Origin of the sequence: Streptomyces ossamyceticus (genome assembly GCF_001418475.1) — a bacterium.
GTDB classification, from domain to species: domain Bacteria; phylum Actinomycetota; class Actinomycetes; order Streptomycetales; family Streptomycetaceae; genus Streptomyces; species Streptomyces ossamyceticus.
Genome location: NZ_LIQX01000022.1, coordinates 1 through 18825, shown reverse-complemented (window position 1 = coordinate 18825; position 18825 = coordinate 1). Strand labels below are relative to the sequence as shown.

Below are 18825 nucleotides of genomic sequence, written 5' to 3'. Positions count from 1 at the left end.
CGGTTCCGGACGGCCGCGCACAGGGCTGGGCCGGCCGGTGGCGAGGAACGGGGCCCTCGCCACCGGCCGTGGACAGGACGGCCTCACCGACCTGGAGGGCCTGAAGCCGTATCCGCGCGACGAGGACGTGCGCCTCTTCGGCGTCCGGGACGCCTTCGAGGACGACCGGACCGAGCCGGCCGACCTGAAGATCCCCGTGGTGACCGTCGGTGACCTGCGCACGTGGGACCCGGACGACCTCGCCCGGGTCACCGCCCAGAGCTACGGGACGCCCGAACTCGGCGGCTTCCGGGTGCACCTCGACCCCGACGTACTCGACCCGTCCGACATGCCCGCCGTCGACAGCCCCGACCCCGACGGACTGCTCCCCGACGAACTGACCGCGCTGCTCGGCCCGTTGGTGACGTCACCCGCACTGCGTCGGCCTCGACGTCACCGTCTACGACCCCGATCTCGACCCGGACGGCACGGCGGGCGCGCTGCTCACGGACATCGTGGTCGCCGCGTTCGCCGGTCGGCCCGGGAGCCGAGGCGCCGCCGGGGCTATCCCGGCGCGCGACGGTCGGCGTACTCGTACACCGAGCCGTCCGGGTGCACGGCGATCAGATTGCGGCCGACGGGCGTCGGCACCGGGCCCGCCAGGACCCGGGCACCGGAGGCGGTGAGCACCCGGTTCGCCTCGTCGACGTCCTCGACCGCGAGGGTCGCGGCCACCTTCCGCAGCACCTCCAGCTCGGACTCCGGGCCGCTCATCAGCAGGAAGCACCCCACGGCGGCGACCTGGACGCCACCGCGCTCGAAGCGCATCGCCGGTGCGCCCGAGAGTCTCTCGTAGAACGGCACCGCGGCCTCAAGGTCGTCGACGCAGATACGGAGCGTGGTTCCGAGAATCTCCATGCGGAAAAGCCTAGTTGGAAAGCCGCCCGGACCGGCCACGCGGGAGGTCGTCCCGGACGGCCGGAGCCGGCGGGGTCCGCGAGGGGGTCCGCCCGCGGGGCACGCGCGCCGCGTTACCCGGGGAGGGCATCGGGTACTCGGGCGGCATGGACCGCTTGGATCATCTGGAACATCTGGACAAGCACCTGGTCGACGAGCTGGCGCTGGTGGCCCGCGAGACCGTGCGGGACGAACTGCGGCAGCAGACCCGCAAGCAGCGTCGCCGGGCCGCGCTCTACGCCGCGTCCGGTGCCCTCGCCCTGTACGCGGGGGCCGCGCTGGCCCTCGCCCTCGGACTGGCGCTCTCGCTCGCCCTGCCCGACTGGGCCGCCGCGCTGATCACGGCCGTCGTGCTCGGCGCCGTGGCGTACGTCCTGAGGGGCGCGGCCCGTCCCTCCGCGTCCCGGCCCGGCGCCGGGCACGGGGCCGAGCGCGCCACCGGCCATGACCATGGCGCCGGCGACATCGCGCCGGGCATGCCGCCGGGTGGTGAGGCACCGGCCGGTTACCCGCCGGTCCCGCCCGTCGCCCCGGCCGCGGGGCCGGTGCCGGGCACGCCGGGCGGGGCGCCGCCCGCGCCGGGCGGTGACCCGGAGACGCCGCACCACAGGGCGTGACGTGCCGTGGGCGCCGCGCTGACGGGACGCCGTCGCAGGGCCGTGGTGGTCACCGGGGCCAGCGCCGGGGTCGGCCGTGCCACCGCCGTGGCGTTCGCCGCCCGGGGTGACCGGGTGGCGCTGCTCGCGCGGGGCCGTGAGGGTCTCGCCGCGGCCGCCGACGACGTCGAGCGGGCCGGGGGCGAGGCACTCGTCGTACCCGTCGACATGGCCGACGCCAAGGCGGTGGAGGACGCCGCCCAGCAGGTCGTCGACGTCTTCGGGCACATCGACGTCTGGGTCAACAACGCCTTCGCCGGGGTCTTCGCGCCGTTCCAGGACATCACCCCCGACGAGTTCCGGCGGGTCACCGAAGTGACGTACCTGGGCTATGTGTTCGGGACCCGGGCCGCGCTGCGGCACATGCTGCCCCGCGACCGCGGCACGATCGTCCAGGTCGGCTCGGCGCTCGCCTACCGGGGGATCCCGCTCCAGTCCGCGTACTGCGGAGCCAAGCACGCGATCCAGGGCTTCAACGAGTCGCTGCGGTGCGAGCTGCTGCACGACGGGACGCGGGTGCGGACCACCATGGTGCAGCTGCCGGCCATGAACACACCCCAGTTCGAGTGGGTGCTGAGCCGGCTGCCGGGACGGGCCCGGCCCGTCGCCCCGATCTTCCAGCCGGAGGTCGCCGCGCGGGCGATCGTGCACGCGGCCGGGCACGGGAGGCGGCGCGAGTACCGGGTGGGCGGCTCGACCGTGGCGACCCTGATCGCCAACGCCGTCGCGCCGGGGCTGCTCGACCGGTACCTCGGCCGCACCGGGTTCGCCTCCCAGCAGGACCAGGGCGAGCACCGGGGGAACGGCAACCTGTGGGTGCCCGCGGACGGCCCCCACGGCCGGGACCACGGGGCGCACGGGCGCTTCGACGACGAGGCCCGGACCAGGAGCGCGCAGGACTGGGCGTCACGCAACCGCGACCGGGTGGGCGCGGTCGTCGCGGTCGGCGGGCTGGGCGCCGCGCTGACCGCCGGTCTGCGCCGCCTGGGCCGGACGCCGTCGCGCCGGTAGGAACAGCGAGGAACGAGGGGAAGACGGCCTCCCGCGGAGGCCGCCTTCCCGTGCACGGACTCGACTTCCGTAAGCACATTCGACACCTACGTTCGTGCACTCGGCCCAGACGATGGGGAGAGAAGACACCATCTGGGCCGAGAAACCGGGGGTGCGCCGGCGTCAGCCCTGGCGGAGCTGCGGCAGCACCTTCGTCCGGTAGAAGTCGAAGAAGCCGCGCTGGTCGGGGCCGATCTGACCGACGTACACGCGGTCGAAACCCGCCTCGACGAAGGTCCGCAGCTCACGGACGTGCTCGTCGACGTCGTCGCCGCACACCGTGTTCTCGCCGACCATCTCCTCGGGCACCAGCGGTCCCAGCTGCTCGAAGTGGCGGGGCGTCGGCAGGATCTGCCCCATCTCGCCGGGCAGATACTGGTTCGGCCAGAGGCGGTGGGCCGTACGGACGGCCTCCCCGCGGTCCTGGCCCCAGCACACCTTCGTACCGCCGCTGACGAGCTTGCCGCCCCCGCCGCCCTTGCGGTACTGCGTCACCATCTCCTCGTCCGGGCCCATCGTGATGAAGCCGTCGCCGACGCGGGCGGCCAGCCCGGCGGCCTTGGGTCCGAACCCGGAGATGTCGATCGGGACAGGCTCGTCGGGGACCGTGTAGAGGCGGGCGTTCTCCACGGTGTAGTGGGGCCCGTGGTGGGTGACCTCCTCGCCGGTGAACAGGCGCCGCATGATCTGGATCGACTCCTCCAGCATCTCCAGGCGCACGCTCGCCGGCGGCCAGTGAGTGCCGAGGATGTGCTCGTTGAGGGCCTCGCCCGAGCCGAGGCCGAGCCGGAACCGGCCCCCGGTCATCACCGCGCTGGTCGCCGCGGCCTGCGCCACCACCGCCGGGTGGATCCGGACGGTCGGGCAGGTCACCGCCGTCTCGACCGGCAGTGACACGGCCTCCGAGAGAGCGCCGATCACCGACCACACGAACGGGCTCTGGCCCTGTTCGTCGTTCCACGGGTGGTAGTGGTCCGAGATCCACAGGCAGTCGAATCCGGCCTGCTCGGCCATCCTCGCCTGCTCGATGAGGTCAGCGGGACCGAACTCCTCGGTCGCCAGGAAGTAGCCGAACTCGGGCATGGGGGTGTCCTCCGCTGGTGCCGGTCAGGTCGCGGTCCGGGTACCCGGAGGTCACGGTGGAAACCCACGGCCCGGGCGGCCCCCGCCGGTTTGGGCGCCCCCACCAGGGGGACGCGATAGGCCCGTACGGCGGGGGCCGCAAGCCCCGAGATCGAGGCCGTACGCCCGGATCGGACCATCGAGGACTCCACGACCGAGGACTCCGTACGCGCGACCCGCCGGAGGCGAACCGTGAGTCGACCCCGCATCGTGATCGTCGGTGCCGGCTTCGCCGGCTACCGGACGGCCCGCACCCTGGAGCGGCTGGCCCGGAACAAGGCCGACATCACCCTGCTGAACCCGACCGACTACTTCCTGTATCTGCCCCTGCTCCCCCAGGTCGCCGCCGGCATCCTGGAACCGCGCAGGGTCACCGTCTCCCTCACCGGCACCCTGCGCCATACGCGCCTGGTGCTCGGCGAGGCCGACGAGATCGACCTCGACGCACACACCGTGCGCTACGCCGACCCCGAGGGCGGTGTCGGCACCCTGACCTACGACCGGCTGGTGCTCGCCGCCGGCAGCGTCAACAAGCTGCTGCCCATTCCCGGTGTCGCCGAGCACGCCCATGGCTTCCGCGGTCTGCCGGAGGCGCTGTACCTGCGCGACCACGTGACCCGGCAGGTCGAGCTGGCCGCCGGCTCCGAGGACCCCAAGGCCTGCCGCTCGCGCTGCACCTTCGTGGTGGTGGGTGCCGGATACACCGGCACCGAAGTGGCCGCCCAGGGGCAGCTGTTCACCGACGAGCTGGTGCGCAGGCAGCCACGCTGGGACGGTGTACGGCCCCGGTGGATGCTGCTCGACATCGCCGAGCGGGTGATGCCGGAGATGGACGAGAGGCTGTCCGTCACCGCCGACCGGGTGCTGCGGCAGCGGGGCGTCGACGTGCGGATGGGGACCTCCGTGAAGGAGGCGACACCCACCGGAGTGCTGCTGAGCGACGGGGAGTTCGTCGACACCCGCACCCTGGTGTGGTGCGTGGGCGTACGGCCCGATCCGCTCGCCGAGTCGCTCGGGCTGCCCATGGAACGCGGCCGGCTGCTCGTCGAGCCCACGCTCCAGGTGCCCGGCCGCCCGGAGGTGTTCGCCTGCGGGGACGCGGCCGCCGTGCCCGATCTGACCAAGCCCGGCTCGTACACGCCGATGACCGCCCAGCACGCCTGGCGGCAGGGCAAGGTCGCGGCCCTCAACGTGGCCGCCTCCCTGGGCCGCGGCGAGCCGAAGCCGTACCGCCACAGCGACCTGGGCTTCGTCGTGGACCTCGGCGGGGTCAAGGCCGCCGCCAACCCCCTCGGCATCCCCCTGTCCGGTCCCGTCGCCGGAGTCGTCACCCGCGGCTACCACCTGGCCGCCATGCCCGGCAACCGCGTCCGCGTCGCCGCCGACTGGCTCCTCGACGCGGTCCTGCCCCGCCAGGGCGTCCAACTCGGCCTGGTCCGCTCCTGGTCGGTCCCCCTGGACACGGCCTCCCCGGAACTGGCGAAGGCACCCTCCGCCCCCGCGGAGCCAGGGGCGGACGGACACGGGAGCGCCTCCGGGAGCACGGGCACGGCCGCCCCCGGGAGGACCGGCGAGGCCGCCTCCGCGGGAGACGGCGCGGCCGGGAAGAAGACCCCGGAACCGACCGGGGCGGCACGCGGCCGGGGTACGCCGGAGCGGACCGACACCTCGCACACGCCCGCACCGGGTGCGGAAGGAGACTCATGAACAGTCGTCAACTGAACGAGCTGGCCCAGCAGTTGCGCGTCGACAGCATTCGTTGCTCACAGGCGGCCGGGTCCGGGCACCCCACGTCGTCGATGTCGGCGGCGGAACTGATGGCGGTGCTGACGGCCCGGCACTTCCGCTACGACTTCGAGCGGCCCGAGCACCCCGGCAACGACCGCTTCGTGCTGTCCAAGGGCCACGCCTCGCCCCTGCTGTACGCGGCGTACAAGGCGGTCGGGGCGATCAACGAGACGGAGCTGATGACCTACCGCAAGCTGGGCAGCCGCCTCGAAGGGCACCCCACGCCGCGCCGTCTGCCCTGGGTGGAGACGGCCACCGGGTCCCTCGGCCAGGGCCTGCCCGTGGCCGTCGGTATCGCCCTCGCCGGGAAGCGGCTGGACCGCACCGGCTACCGGGTCTGGGTGATGTGCGGGGACAGCGAACTCGCCGAGGGATCCGTCTGGGAGGCCGCCGAGCACGCCGCGTACGAGCACCTCGACAACCTGACCGCGATCGTCGACGTCAACCGGCTCGGCCAGCGCGGCCCCACCCGGCACGGGCACGACCTGGACGCCTACGCCCGCCGCTTCGCCGCCTTCGGCTGGCACACGATCGAGATCGACGGCCATGACGTGGACGCCGTCGACCGCGCCTACGGCGAGGCCGCGTCCACCAAGGGCCAGCCCACCGTGATCCTCGCCCGCACCCTCAAGGGCAAGGGCGTCGAGGCCGTCCAGGACCGCGAAGGGCTGCACGGCAAGCCCCTCAAGGACGCCGACGAGGCGATCGCCGAACTCGGCGGCCCGCGCGACCTGCGCGTCGAGGTGCCCGAACCGCCCGCCGCGCGGATGCTGCACGCCGTACGGACCGGGCACCTGGAGCTGCCCCGGTACGACATCGGCGACGAGGTGGCCACCCGCGACGCCTTCGGGCAGGCGCTCGCCGCGCTGGGCGGCGCCCGCGGCGACGTCGTCGCCCTGGACGGCGAGGTCGGCGACTCCACCCGTACCGAGTTCTTCGCCAAGGAACACCCCGACCGGTTCTTCGAGTGCTACATCGCCGAACAGCAACTCGTGGCCACGTCGGTGGGGCTCGCGTCGCGCGGCTGGGTGCCGTTCGCCTCGACGTTCGCCGCGTTCTTCACCCGCGCCCACGACTTCGTCCGCATGGCCTCCATCAGCGGGGCCGGCATCAATCTCGCCGGCTCGCACGCCGGGGTCGCGATCGGCCGGGACGGGCCCTCGCAGATGGGGTTGGAGGACCTGGCGATGATGCGTGCCGTGCACGGCTCGACCGTGCTGTACCCGTGCGACGCCAACCAGACCGCCAAGCTCGTCGGCACCATGGCCGACCTCGAAGGCGTCCGCTATCTGCGCACGTCCAGGGGCGACACCCCCGTCGTCTACAGCCCGACCGAGGACTTCCCCGTGGGCGGCAGCAAGGTGCTGCGTGCCTCGGACGACGACCGGCTGACCGTCGTCGCCGCCGGGATCACCGTCCACGAGGCGCTGAAGGCCGCCGACGCGCTGGGCCGCGAGGGCATCCCGATCCGGGTGATCGACCTCTACTCGGTCAAGCCCGTCGACCGCCGCACCCTGCGGGAGGCCGCGGAGCGCACCGGCTGCCTCCTCACCGTCGAGGACCACCATGCGGAAGGCGGCCTCGGCGACGCGGTCCTGGAGGCCTTCGCCGACGGGCGGCCGGTGCCCCGCCTGGTGCGCCTCGCGGTGCGGGACATGCCGGGCTCCGCCTCCCCCGAGGAGCAGCTGCACGAGGCGGGCATCGACGCGGAGGCGATCGCGGCGGCCGGCCGCCTCCTGGTGGAGCACGCGATCGCGCCCTGACCGGCGCGGCGGGAACGGTCCGTCCGGAGTGAGGAGTTGACCATGGGGTCCGCACGCACCCTGCGGGTCGGCCGGCGCGCGGTGGAGATCCACCGCCCCGACAAGGTGCTCTTCCCCGCGGACGGCGATGGGCAGGGACGCGGCGGCGGCACGGAGTACACCAAGGGCGACCTCGTGGCGTACTACCGGGCCGTCGCCCCGTTCATGCTGCCGCATCTGCGCGGGCGCCCGCTGATGCTGGAGCGGCACCCCGACGGGCTCGGCGGCCCCACCTTCATGCAGAAGAACACCCCCGACCACTATCCCGACTGGATCGAGCGGGTGGAGGTGGCCAAGGAGGGCGGCACGGTCGTCCACGCGGTCTGCGACGACACCGCCACCCTCGTCCACCTCGCCGATCAGGCCTGCGTCACCCTGCACCGCTGGCTCTCCCGGACCGGCCGGATCGACCGGCCCGACCGGATGGTCCTCGACCTCGACCCGGCCGAGGACGACTTCGACCAGGTCCGCCGAGCGGCCCACGACGTCAAGGAGCTGCTCGACGAGCTGGGGCTGCCGTCGGCGCCGATGACCACCGGCTCCAAGGGCCTGCACGTCGTCGTGCCGGTGAACGGGCACGACGACTTCGACGCGGTGCGCGACGTCGCCCGGGAGATCGCCGAGGAATTGGTCCGCGCCCATCCCGAGCGGCTCACCACCGCCGTCCGCAAGAAGGAGAGGGGAGGGCGCCTCTACCTCGACATCCAGCGCAACGCCTACGCCCAGACCGCGGTCGCCCCCTTCACCGTACGGGCCCGTCCCGGTGCCCCCGTCGCCACACCGATCACCTGGGAGCAGCTCGACGACCCCGCCGTCGACGCGCGCCGCTGGACGATCGCGGACGCCGTCGACCAGGCCCGCACCGACCCCTGGGCCGGGGTGATGCGCCGGGCCCGCGCCCTCGGACCGGTCCGACGGCGGCTCGGCACGCTGCGCGGTTGAGACCGTACGCACCCGGAAGGTTTGGTCAACGGCCGGGGGGCCACTCGGTGTTCGAGGTGGCCATGTCGAACACATCCAGCACATCCAAGACGCAGCGTTCACAGAAAAGTCAGACATCGCAGAAGAACCAGACATCACGGGAAACGGACGAACCTCAGGAGGGGCGTGAGTCGTCCGAGCCCTCCCGGGGCGAGGCGGCCGAGAGCCGTCCCACCCCCATGCAGGTACTGCGCCACGCGCGGACCCAGCTCGCGGAGCTGACCGGCATGGCGCCCGAGTCCGTGTCGTCCTTCGAACAGACCGAGGACGGCTGGACGTTGGAGGTCGAGGTCCTGGAGATGGCCCGGGTCCCCGACACGATGAGCCTGCTCGCGAGCTACCAGGTGGAGCTCGACGCGGACGGTGAGCTCACCGGTTACCGGCGCGTCCGCCGCTACGAACGCGGGAGGGCCGACCCACGTCGTTCCGGCGGCCGCTAGGCCGTCGTCCGGCACCGGCATCCCGGACACCGGTATCACCAGACACCGGCGTCACCAGACATCAGCATCCCCAGACAAGGAGGAACAGCCGGCATGACCGTAGTCCCGGCACAGCAGTCCGGCGGTGGAGGCGGCAGCAGCGGTCTCTACGACGTCCTGGAACTGGTCCTCGACCGAGGACTGGTCATCGACGCCTTCGTACGGGTCTCCCTCGTGGGCATCGAGATTCTGAAGATCGACGTACGGGTCGTCGTCGCGAGCGTCGACACGTATCTGCGCTTCGCCGAGGCGTGCAACCGGCTCGACCTGGAGGCCGGGCCGCGCAAGGACCCCGGCCTGCCGGACCTCGTCGGTGAGATCACCGAGTCCGGCGCGCGCGGCAAGTCGAAGGGGGCGCTGTCCGGCGCCGCCGAGACGATCTCCGATGCCTTCAAGCAGGCCCGCGACGACGGCCAGACCGAATCGCGACCCCGGGCCCGCAAGACCACCAGCTCGCGCAAGAGGGAGGAACAGGAGTGAGCACGTACGTCTACGGCATCACGGCCGGCTCGCACACCGCTCTCCCCGACGGCATGGGCGGGGTCGGCGACCCGCCGCGCCCCGTGCGCATCCTGAAGGAGGGCGACCTGGCGGCGATCGTCAGCGACGCCCCCGAGGGGCTGCGCCCCAAGCGCAAGGACCTGCTCGCCCACCAGAACGTGCTGAGCGAGGCGGGCGGCGGCGGCTCCGTGCTGCCCATGCGGTTCGGCAGCGTCGCCCAGGACGACACGGCCGTCACCGCGGTGCTCGCCGAGCGTGCCGAGCACTACCGGGAGCGGCTGGGAGCCCTCGACGGCAAGGTCGAGTACAACGTCAAGGCCAGCCACGACGAGCAGGGCGTGCTGCACCGCGTGATGAGCGAGAACGCCGAGCTGCGGGCGCTGGCGGAGACCAATCGCAAGGCCGACGGCGGCACCTACGAGGACCGGCTGCGGCTCGGCGAGATGGTCGCCGCCGCGGTGCAGCACCGGGAGGCCGAGGACGGGGCGGAGCTCCAGCGGGCGCTGGAGGCCGCCGCGACCGCCGTCAGCGTGGGCCCCGAGTCCACCGGCTGGCTGGCCAACGTCTCGTACCTGGTCGACCGGCGGTCGGCCGAGGTGTTCCTCGCCGCCGTGGAGCAGTTCCGCAAGAGCCATCCGCACATCGAACTGCGGGTCAACGGTCCGCTGCCGCCGTACAGCTTCGTCGAGCCGGGCCCCGCCCAGCACGCGGAGGCGGAGGCAGCGCACTGATCGCGCCGCGCGTACGGCGCACGAGGTCGAAGGAGGCGAGTGCATGGGTCTGATCACCGAGGTGCTGCTGCTGCCGTTCGCACCGGTGCGCGGCAGCCTCTGGGCGGTGAGACAGGTGCTGGCCGAGGCCGAGCGCCAGTACTACGACCCGGCGGCCGTCCGCGCCGAACTCGCCCGCCTCGAGCAGCGGCTCGACGCGGGCGAGATCGATGAGGAGGAGTTCGACCGCTTGGAGGACGAGCTTCTGGAGCGGCTGGAGATCAGCGCGCGCAGGAGCACGGGAAATGGCGACGGGACGACATGATGAACCGAGTGGGACTGGGCCTCGCTGTCGGGGCCGGATACGTCCTCGGACGTACGAAGAAACTGAAGCTCGCCTTCGCGGTCGGCACCATGGTGGCGGGCAAGCGGATGAACCTCGGTCCGCGGGCGATCGCGGACCTGGTGTCCCGGCAACTGCTGGACAATCCGCAGTTCAAGGAGATCGGGGACCAGCTGCGCGGTGATCTGCGCGGAGTCGGCAAGGCGGCCACCGGAGCCCTGGTCGAACGCCAGATCGAAGGTCTGGCGGACCGGCTGCACGGCCGCACCTCCCAGGTGCGCGACCAGCTCTCCGAAGCCGCCCCCGGGCGGTCGGAGCGCGACGAGGACGACGACGCCCACGAAGACGCGTACGAGGACGAGGACGAGCGCGCCGAAGCGTCAGACGAGGGCGACGAGGAGCGCTCTGACGCCCGCTCCGACGCGGACGACACCGAGGCCGGCGACGAGGGCGAGGAGCCCGAACCTCCGGCGAGGAAGAGCGCCGCGCGGGCCGTCAAGAAGGCCCCCGCGAAGAAGACCGCCGCCCCGCGCAAGGGCACGGCGAAGAAGGCCGCCGCCAAGAAGACGGCCACCAGGAAGACCACCCCGGCCAAGAAGACCGCCCGCAAGGCCACCCGGCCGCGGGCCACGAGGGGAGGCGGTGGCGATGACTGACACCCTGGGCGCGGCGACCGGCCGCGCGACGAGGACGGCGAAGGGCGCGACCGACTCGGCGAAGGGCGCGGCGAACGGCACCCCGCTGTCCGACCTCGCCCACAGCCCCGCCGTCGATCATCTGAAGGAGGAGGCGCGGGAGTTCCTGGCCGCGCAGGCCCAGCGGATGCTGGTCGGCCTGGGCCGCAAGCTCGGCGAGACCACCGGCAAGCTGAACGACATCGCCGACGGCAACAGCCCCGGCTTCGCCCAGCTCGCCCTGGAGGGCGGCCGCAAGCTCGCCGAGGGCAAGGGGCCGCTGCGCACCGCCCTGGAGGTGGGCGCGGGCCGGGCCAAGGACAACGTGCTGGGCGCCCTGAAGAACCTCGGCGGCAAGGGCGGCCGCGGGGGCGGGGCGGGCAGCAAGCCCACCGTGATCCTGGAGTCCGTCGACGTGGGGGTGCCCGTGCGCACCGCGTACGACCGGTGGACCCGCTACCAGGACTTCAGCACCTTCGCCAAGGGCGTCAAGAGCGCCGGCCGGGCCGACGACACCCACTCCGACTGGCAGCTGAAGGTCTTCTGGTCCAACCGCAGCTGGAAGGCGCACACGACCGAACAAGTGCCCGATGACCGGATCACCTGGACGTCCGAGGGCGCCAAGGGCACCACGAAGGGCACGGTCTCCTTCCACGAGCTCGCGGACAACCTCACGCGGGTGCTGCTGGTGATCGAGTACTACCCGAAGGGCCTGTTCGAGAAGACCGGCAACCTCTGGCGCGCCCAGGGCCGCCGTGCTCGGCTCGACCTCAAACATTTCGCCCGCTTTGTCACTCTTAAGGGTGAAGCGGAGGAAGGCTGGCGCGGGGAGATCCGTGACGGCGAGGTCGTGCGCTCCCACGAGGACGTGGTGGCGGACGAGGAGCGCGAAGAGTCCCGTGACGACGACGAGGCCCGCGACGAACGCGAGGACGCCTACGAGGACGACGAGGGCGCCTACGACGACGAGGAGGCCGACGACGAGCCCCGGGACGCCGACGAGGCCGACGAGGACGCGTACGCGGACGACGAGGACGCCGAGGACGCGTACGAGGAGGACTCCGAGGACCCCGACGAGGCGGAGGACGCGTACGAGGACGACGTCGAGGAGGACAGCGACGAGGAACCGTACGACTATGAGGACGAGGAACAGGCCGCCGTGGGCGGGAGCCGCCGGTGACCTTCCCCAGCCGAGTCCCCGAGCCGTACGGCCAGAACGGCAGCGCCAACCTCGCCGACATCCTGGAGCGTGTACTGGACAAAGGTCTGGTGATCGCGGGCGACATCCGGATCAACCTGCTCGACATCGAACTGCTCACCATCAAACTGCGCCTCATCGTCGCCTCCGTCGACAAGGCGAAGGAGATGGGGATCGACTGGTGGGAGACCGACCCGGCCCTGTCGTCGCACGCCCGCCGCGACGAACTCTCCCGGGAGAACGCCGAGTTGCGCGCCCGGCTCGCCGAGCTGGACGACGGCCGTCCCCGGCGTGAGCCGGAGCCGGCCGTCGAGCGCGGCCGTGCCAGAGAGGAGCCCTCATGACCGGACTGCGCTACGTGTACGCCGTGTGCAGGCCCTTCGACGCGCCGCTCCAGTCCCAGATCACGGGGGTCGGGGGTGCCCCTCCCCGGCTGCTGCGCCACCACGACCTGATCGCCGTCGTCAGCGAGGTGCCCGAGCGGGACTTCGCGGAGCAGCCGCTCCGCGCCCACCTGGAGGACCTCGACTGGCTGACCGAGACCGCCCACGCCCACCAGAACGTGATCGACGCGCTCACCGTGGTCACCACCCCGCTCCCGCTGCGCCTCGGCACCGTCTTCCACGACGACAGCGGCGTACGGGTCATGCTGGAGGCCCGCGAGGAGGGCTTCCTGCGCACCCTGGACCGGCTGTCGGGCCGGGTGGAGTGGGGCGTCAAGGTGTACGCGGAACCGGAGGCCGAGGAACAGCCCCGGGAGCCGGCGAAGGTCACCAGCGGGCGGGACTATCTGCGGCAGCGGCGGCGCAGTCGGCAGGCTCACGAGGAGATGTGGGAGAAGGCCGACCGGTTCGCCCGCCGACTGCACGAGACCCTCTCGGAATGCGCGGAGGACACCCGGCTGCACGCACCCCAGAATTCCGCCCTCTCCGGCGCGCCCGGCCGCAACGTGCTGAACGCGGCCTATTTGGTGCCGCGCCGGAATTCCGAGGAGTTCGTGGAACTCGTGGACCGCACGAAGAACGAGGAACCCGGATTGCGCGTGGAACTCACCGGACCCTGGGCCGCCTATTCCTTCAGTGGTGAGGAGCCCGGCGACAGGGAATCCGATGGCATGAGCGGAGAGAATTCGTGACCGTCATAGAACGCCGGGAGGTGGCCCTCGTCGACCTGCTCGACCGGCTGCTCGCCGGCGGGGTCGTCATCACCGGCGACCTCACCCTGCGCATCGCGGACGTCGACCTCGTCCGTATCGACCTGAACGCGCTCATCAGCTCCGTGAACGCGAATGTGCCCGCACCCTGGGGAGGCAGCGAGTGACTGGCCGCAACCGTCTCGAACTGGAACCCGACACGGTGGAACGCGACCTGGTCAAGCTGGTCCTCACCGTGGTCGAACTGCTCCGTCAGCTCATGGAGCGGCAGGCGGTGCGCCGGTTCGACACCGGGGAGCTCACCGAGGAGCAGGAGGAGCGCATCGGGCTCACCCTGATGCTGCTGGACGACCGGATGACCGAGCTGCGCGAGCGCTACGGCCTGCGGCCCGAGGACCTCAATCTGGACCTCGGGCCGCTCGGACCGCTGCTCCCCAGGGAGTGAGCCCGCCCTTCGGCGGTTCATCGTGCCCGGTCTCCGGGGAGTTCCTTCACCACCTGTACCAGCGGCCCCTGCCCCCGGCTGCGGTCGTACCGCGCAGCAGGAATCCGAGGAGCCACAGGACCAGAACGGCCAATGCGATGTACCAGAGAACCTTCACCGCGAATCCGGCACCGAAAAGAATCAGTGCCAGCAGCAGTACCAGCAGGATGGGAACCATCGGTGAACCTCCTGATGGTTCGGGTTTCCAGAATTCCCGGATTCAGGCGGGCTTGCGGCAGATAATTTCTCCGTGCAGGACGGCGAACCAGCCGTCCTCCTGCCGCCCCCATTCCCGCCACGCCGCCTCGATCGTCCGCAGCTGCTCCTCGGTGGCGTGACAGCCCTCGGTGGCCCGCGCGGCGTACGCGGAGGCGACCGTGCGGTCCGCCCACAGCCCGCTCCACCAGGCCCGCTCCTCGGCGGTGGAGTACGTCCAGGTGGAGGAGGTGGCCGTGATGTCGGTGAGCCCCGCCCGCAGGGCCCAGGACTTCAGCCGGCGCCCGGCGTCCGGTTCGCCGCCGTTCGCCCGGGCCACCCGCCGGTACAGGTCCAGCCAGTCGTCCATGCCCGCCGACCGCGGGAACCACGTCATCGCCGCGTAGTCCGAGTCGCGGACCGCGATCAGACCGCCGGGCCTGGTCACCCGCGCCATCTCGCGCAGCGCCTGCACGGGGTCGCCGACGTGCTGGAGCACCTGGTGCGCGTGGACCACGCAGAAGGTGTCGTCCGGATGGTCCAGCGCGTGGACGTCGGCGACCGCGAAGTCCACGTTGGTCAGGCCCCGTTCGGCGGCCGTGGCCCGCGCCTGCTCCAGGATGCCGGGGGCGTGGTCGACGCCGGTGACGTGGCCGTCCGGGACCAGGGCGGCGAGGTCCGCGGTGATCGTGCCGGGGCCGCACCCGATGTCCAGGACCTTCATGTGCGGCTTCAGTGAACCGAGGAGGTAGGCAGCCGAGTTGGCGGCCGTCCGCCAGGTGTGCGACCGCAGTACCGACTCGTGGTGCCCGTGCGTGTAGACGGCGGTCTCCCGCGCTTTCGACATGGCCGTTCCCCTTCTCCAGGTCCTGGGGGAACCGTACGCGCCCATGCCGAATATTGAGACCGCTGTCTTGAATACTGGACGCGGCTGAATGGGTGGGCGGTTGGACGACAGCTGAACGGGCGGGCGGTCGCCGGACCGCCCGCCCAACGCCCGCCCGGGGTCAGCCGAGAGGCCGGTAGACCGTGAGCGCCTCCGGGAGCTTCTGCAGCGTCAGATCGCCGTGCACCTCGGTGACTTCGCCGTCGTACGCCAGCGGGGTGCCCGGTGTGACGCCCTCGATGCGGAGCCGGTTCACCCGGACCGCGGCGTGCGCGGGGGAGCGGGTCAGCGGGCCGGCGAGGGCCGCCGCCAGCAGCCGCAGCGCCGGACGGCGCCCGCCGTGCACCACACGGACGTCGAACAGCCCGTCGGCGAGGTCGAAACGGTGACCGGGGGCCAGGCCCAGCCGGTGGTAGGTGCCGTTGCCCGCGAACAGCAGCCAGATCGGGCGCGGCCGGCCCTGGAACGTGGCCTGGAGCGGGTGGCGGTCGGAGCGCAGGACACGCACCGCCGCGATCACCCCGGCCGGCCAGCCGCCGAACATCCGCTGCCAGCGCTCGCGCTCCCGCACCAGCTCCGGGTACACGCCCACGCTGAACGTGTTGACGAAATGGCCCTCCGTCTCACCGGACCGGAAGTGGCCCACGTCCACCCGGACGGCCTCGCCCCGGCGCAGGGCGCGGCTGAGATCGCGGACGTCCTCCACGCCGAGGTCGTGCGCGAAGTGATTGAGCGTGCCGCCGGGCAGCACGGCCAGGGGCAGGCCGTGGCGCAGGGCGACCTCGGCGGCGGCGTTCACCGTGCCGTCGCCACCGCACACACCGAGCACCCGGGCGTGGGCGGCGGCCTTCTCCAACTCGGCGCGCAGGTCCTCCGGTTCGCACTCCACCGTCTGGGCGCCGGGGAGGGTGTCCCGCAGGGCGCGTACCCGGTCGGCCGTACCGGAGGCGGTGTTGGCGACCATGACCAGGCCCTCGCCGTCCGGCAGCGCGGGCGCGTCCGCGCGGGGGCGGCCGGGGGGCGCCAGCTGGTCGCGGGTCGGCACCATGCCCCGGACTGCGTAGGCGGCGCCCACGCCGAACGCGGCGCCGACCAGGACGTCGCTAGGGAAGTGCACGCCCGTGTACACGCGGGACAGCGCGACGGCGGTCGCGAGCGGGGCGACCGCCGCGCCCCAGCCGCGGGACTCCAGGGCCACGCCGGTCGCGAACGCGGCGGCGGAGGCCGAGTGACCCGACGGGAACGACGTGGTGATCGGCTGGCGCTTCAGCTGGCGCATGACGGGGACGTTGTCCAGGACCGGGCGGGGGCGGCGCACCGTGCGCTTGCCGAGGGTGTTGATCGTCGCCGAGGCGAGGGCGAGGGAGGCCACGCCGCGGGCGGCGGCCCGGCGGGCCCTCGGGCTGCGGGTCGCGGCGATCACGGCCGCGGTGGCGAACCAGAGGACGCCGTGGTTGGCGGCGCGGCTCAGCCTCGGCAGCATGGGGTGGGCGCCCGGCCAGTCGCGGGTCGCCACCGCGTTGAAGAGGCGGCTGTCCGCGGCGAGGAAACGGTCCCGGAGGATGTGGTGGCCCGGCGGGCGGACGGTGAGGTCGACGTCTGCGGTCATGGCTCCACGGGTACCCCATGGTGCGCAAACCGTGTCGGGCGGGGGTGCCCTCGGACCACCGGCCCACCGGAGCCGGATGCGGACGGAAGGGGGCGGGGACATGCCCCCGGAGGTGCGGTCGCCGGGAGGCGGATGGGGGCCGGCGTGGGCGTGGGCGCCGAGGCGGCTCCGGAGGCGCGGCCGCCCGTGGCGAGGCGGGAGAAGCGCGGCCCTGTCGCGGCCGGGGGAGCGCGCACGCTCGTCCATGGCCGGGCGGGGGCATGCGCCGGTCAGCGGCTGAGACGCCGGGTGGTTCCGGGCTCGTGGCCGGGGTGCCTTGCGGTGCACCCAGTGTCGCGGCTGTGGTGCTGGGCGGTGCCCTCCGTCCCGTGGTCGTGGTGCTGGGCGGTGCCCCCGGATGTTGTGGCCGTGGTGCTGGGCGGTGCCCCCCGATGTTGTGGCCGTGGCGCTGGGTGGCTCCCCCCGTGCCGTGGCCGTGGACGTGGTGTTGGGCGCTGGCCCCCCGGTGCCGTGGCCGTGGTGCTGGGAGCTGGCCCCCCGTGTCGTGACCAAGGTGCCGGCCGCGGTGTGGCTTATCGGTTTGCTTCCGGGTTCGCGGGGCTCGGAGAATGCGCCGCATGGGATATCTCGAGGCGGCGCATCTGGAGTACTACCTTCCCGACGGGAGGGCCTTGCTCGGCGATGTGTCGTTCCGGGTGGGGGAGGGGGCCGTGGTCGCCCTCGTGGGTCCCAACGGCGCCGGGAAGACCACCTTGCTGCGGTTGATCTCCGGGGAGCTGAAGCCCCACGGGGGATCGGTCACCGTGACCGGCGGGCTCGGCGTGATGCGCCAGTTCGTGGGCTCCGTACGCGACGAGACGACCGTCCGGGACCTGCTCGTGTCCGTGGCGCAGCCCGGCATCAGGGAGGCCGCCCGCGCCGTCGACGCGGCCGAGCACGGGATCATGACCGTCGACGACGAGGCGGCCCAGCTCGCCTACGCCCAGGCCCTCTCCGACTGGGCCGAGGTCCGTGGCTACGAGGCCGAGACCCTGTGGGACATCTGCACCACGGCCGCCCTCGGCATGCCGTACGAGAAGGCGCAGTGGCGGCAGGTGCGGACCCTGTCCGGCGGTGAGCAGAAGCGGCTCGTGCTGGAGGCGCTGCTGCGCGGCACAGACGAGGTGCTCCTCCTCGACGAGCCCGACAACTACCTCGACGTCCCCGGCAAGCGCTGGCTGGAGGAACGGCTCGCGGAGACCCGCAAGACCGTCCTGTTCGTCTCCCACGACCGGGAACTCCTCTCCCGCGCCGCCCAGAAGATCGTGAGCGTGGAACCGGGCCCGGCGGGCGCCGACGCCTGGGTCCACGGCGGCGGGTTCGACACGTACCACGAGGCCCGCCGGCAGCGGTTCGAGCGGTTCGAGGAACTGCGCCGCCGCTGGGACGAGAAGCACGCCCAGCTGAAGAAGCTCGTGCTGACGCTCCGGCAGGCCGCCGCGGTCAGCCATGAGATGGCCTCGCGGTACGCCGCCGCCCAGACGAGGCTGCGCAAGTTCGAGGAGGCCGGGCCGCCGCCCGAGCCGCCGCGCGAGCAGGACATCACCATGCGGCTCAAGGGCGGCCGTACCGGCGTACGGGCCGTGACCTGCGCCGGGCTCGAACTGACGGGGCTGATGAAACCCTTCGACCTGGAGGTCTTCTACGGCGAGCGGGTCGCCGTCCTCGGCTCCAACGGCTCTGGCAAGTCGCACTTCCTGCGGCTGCTCGCCGGTGAGGACGTGGCCCACTCGGGCCAGTGGAAGCTCGGTGCCCGGGTCGTCCCCGGGCACTTCGCGCAGACGCATGCCCATCCGGAGCTTCAGGGGCGGACCCTGCTCGACATCCTGTGGAAGGAACACGCGCAGGACCGGGGCGCCGCCATGTCACGGCTGCGCCGCTACGAGCTGACCAGACAGGCAGAACAGCCCTTCGACCGGCTCTCCGGCGGCCAGCAGGCCCGCTTCCAGATCCTCCTCCTGGAACTCCAGGGAGTCACCGCCCTGCTCCTCGACGAGCCGACCGACAACCTCGACCTGGAGTCGGCGGAGGCCCTCCAGGAGGGTTTGGAGGCCTTCGAGGGCACGGTGCTCGCGGTCACCCACGACCGCTGGTTCGCGCGTTCGTTCGACCGTTATCTCGTCTTCGGCTCCGACGGCCGGGTCCGGGAGACCCCGGAGCCGGTGTGGGACGAGCGCAGGGTGGAGCGCGCCCGCTAGCCTCGATCTTGCATGAGGGTC

Annotated in this window: 21 protein-coding genes and 1 pseudogene; 17 read left to right on the top strand and 5 right to left on the bottom strand. The window is 72.5% G+C overall.

Annotated elements, in window-relative coordinates; genetic code table 11:
- Positions 1-21: 21 nt before the first annotated feature.
- Positions 22-512: pseudogene (locus AOK15_RS41630) on the top strand (arginase family protein); the annotation flags it as partial.
- 31 nt (positions 513-543) lie between these two features.
- On the opposite strand, the gene AOK15_RS46015 reads toward AOK15_RS41630, so the two are convergent.
- Positions 544-897, bottom strand: a complete 354-nt coding sequence (locus AOK15_RS46015) for a VOC family protein (RefSeq protein ID WP_055512041.1) — start codon at positions 895-897, stop codon at positions 544-546.
- Positions 898-1043: 146 nt separating this feature from the next.
- Between AOK15_RS46015 and AOK15_RS02010 the strand changes: the two genes are divergently transcribed.
- Positions 1044-1553: a phage holin family protein gene (locus AOK15_RS02010; protein ID WP_055512039.1), complete on the top strand. Its 510-nt coding sequence runs from the start codon at positions 1044-1046 to the stop codon at positions 1551-1553.
- A 6-nt stretch (positions 1554-1559) separates the two neighbouring features.
- Positions 1560-2603, top strand: coding sequence for an SDR family oxidoreductase (locus AOK15_RS02005; protein ID WP_240508268.1), 1044 nt, complete (start codon positions 1560-1562; stop codon positions 2601-2603).
- A gap of 162 nt (positions 2604-2765) precedes the next feature.
- Here AOK15_RS02005 and AOK15_RS02000 read toward each other — a convergent pair whose 3' ends face one another.
- Positions 2766-3725 carry an LLM class F420-dependent oxidoreductase gene (locus AOK15_RS02000; protein ID WP_055512037.1) on the bottom strand — a complete coding sequence of 320 codons (960 nt, stop codon included), beginning with the start codon at positions 3723-3725 and terminating at the stop codon, positions 2766-2768.
- A 231-nt stretch (positions 3726-3956) separates the two neighbouring features.
- Here AOK15_RS02000 and AOK15_RS01995 point away from each other — a divergent pair, with 231 nt between their 5' ends.
- From AOK15_RS01995 to AOK15_RS01935, 13 genes are all read left to right on the top strand, one after another.
- Entirely contained in the window at positions 3957-5471 is a 1515-nt protein-coding gene (locus AOK15_RS01995) for an NAD(P)/FAD-dependent oxidoreductase (RefSeq protein WP_240508267.1), read from the top strand.
- Positions 5468-7315: a transketolase gene (locus AOK15_RS01990; protein ID WP_055512034.1), complete on the top strand. Its 1848-nt coding sequence runs from the start codon at positions 5468-5470 to the stop codon at positions 7313-7315. The genes AOK15_RS01995 and AOK15_RS01990 overlap by 4 nt, the downstream gene beginning before the upstream one ends.
- A gap of 42 nt (positions 7316-7357) precedes the next feature.
- Positions 7358-8296, top strand: coding sequence for a non-homologous end-joining DNA ligase (gene ligD / locus AOK15_RS01985; protein ID WP_055512032.1), 939 nt, complete (start codon positions 7358-7360; stop codon positions 8294-8296).
- 62 nt (positions 8297-8358) lie between these two features.
- Positions 8359-8775 (top strand): gas vesicle protein GvpO, encoded by a 417-nt coding sequence (locus AOK15_RS41625; RefSeq protein WP_079058251.1) that lies wholly within the window; start codon positions 8359-8361, stop codon positions 8773-8775.
- 93 nt (positions 8776-8868) lie between these two features.
- Complete coding sequence (locus tag AOK15_RS01975; RefSeq protein ID WP_055512029.1) at positions 8869-9294, top strand: gas vesicle structural protein GvpA; 426 nt, start codon at positions 8869-8871, stop codon at positions 9292-9294.
- Positions 9291-10046, top strand: a complete 756-nt coding sequence (locus tag AOK15_RS01970; RefSeq protein ID WP_055512027.1) for a GvpL/GvpF family gas vesicle protein — start codon at positions 9291-9293, stop codon at positions 10044-10046. Before AOK15_RS01975 ends, AOK15_RS01970 begins: the two co-directional genes overlap by 4 nt.
- A 43-nt stretch (positions 10047-10089) precedes the next feature.
- Complete coding sequence (locus tag AOK15_RS01965; RefSeq protein ID WP_055512025.1) at positions 10090-10350, top strand: gas vesicle protein GvpG; 261 nt, start codon at positions 10090-10092, stop codon at positions 10348-10350.
- A complete protein-coding gene (locus AOK15_RS01960; protein WP_055512023.1) occupies positions 10350-11024 on the top strand; it encodes a hypothetical protein in 675 nt (224 codons plus the stop codon). Before AOK15_RS01965 ends, AOK15_RS01960 begins: the two co-directional genes overlap by 1 nt.
- Entirely contained in the window at positions 11017-12222 is a 1206-nt protein-coding gene (locus AOK15_RS01955) for an SRPBCC family protein (RefSeq protein WP_055512059.1), read from the top strand. Before AOK15_RS01960 ends, AOK15_RS01955 begins: the two co-directional genes overlap by 8 nt.
- Positions 12219-12584 (top strand): gas vesicle protein, encoded by a 366-nt coding sequence (locus AOK15_RS01950; protein ID WP_055512022.1) that lies wholly within the window; start codon positions 12219-12221, stop codon positions 12582-12584. The genes AOK15_RS01955 and AOK15_RS01950 overlap by 4 nt, the downstream gene beginning before the upstream one ends.
- Entirely contained in the window at positions 12581-13375 is a 795-nt protein-coding gene (locus AOK15_RS01945; protein ID WP_055512020.1) for a GvpL/GvpF family gas vesicle protein, read from the top strand. Before AOK15_RS01950 ends, AOK15_RS01945 begins: the two co-directional genes overlap by 4 nt.
- Positions 13372-13560, top strand: a complete 189-nt coding sequence (locus tag AOK15_RS01940; protein ID WP_055512018.1) for a gas vesicle protein — start codon at positions 13372-13374, stop codon at positions 13558-13560. Before AOK15_RS01945 ends, AOK15_RS01940 begins: the two co-directional genes overlap by 4 nt.
- A complete protein-coding gene (locus tag AOK15_RS01935) occupies positions 13557-13838 on the top strand; it encodes a gas vesicle protein K (protein WP_055512017.1) in 282 nt (93 codons plus the stop codon). Before AOK15_RS01940 ends, AOK15_RS01935 begins: the two co-directional genes overlap by 4 nt.
- A 46-nt stretch (positions 13839-13884) precedes the next feature.
- On the opposite strand, the gene AOK15_RS01930 is transcribed toward AOK15_RS01935, so the two are convergent.
- The 3 genes from AOK15_RS01930 to AOK15_RS01920 form a co-directional block, all read right to left on the bottom strand.
- Entirely contained in the window at positions 13885-14055 is a 171-nt protein-coding gene (locus tag AOK15_RS01930; RefSeq protein ID WP_055512015.1) for a hypothetical protein, read from the bottom strand.
- Positions 14056-14097: 42 nt separating this feature from the next.
- The gene (locus AOK15_RS01925; protein WP_055512014.1) at positions 14098-14919 is read right to left on the bottom strand and encodes a class I SAM-dependent methyltransferase; all 822 of its coding nucleotides are present in this window, start codon (positions 14917-14919) and stop codon (positions 14098-14100) included.
- A gap of 160 nt (positions 14920-15079) precedes the next feature.
- On the bottom strand, positions 15080-16567 hold the full coding sequence (locus AOK15_RS01920; RefSeq protein WP_055512012.1) for a bifunctional phosphatase PAP2/diacylglycerol kinase family protein: 1488 nt from the start codon (positions 16565-16567) through the stop codon (positions 15080-15082).
- A 617-nt stretch (positions 16568-17184) separates the two neighbouring features.
- Here AOK15_RS01920 and AOK15_RS01915 point away from each other — a divergent pair.
- Positions 17185-18804, top strand: coding sequence for an ABC-F family ATP-binding cassette domain-containing protein (locus AOK15_RS01915; protein WP_055512011.1), 1620 nt, complete (start codon positions 17185-17187; stop codon positions 18802-18804).
- Positions 18805-18825: the final 21 nt, after the last annotated feature.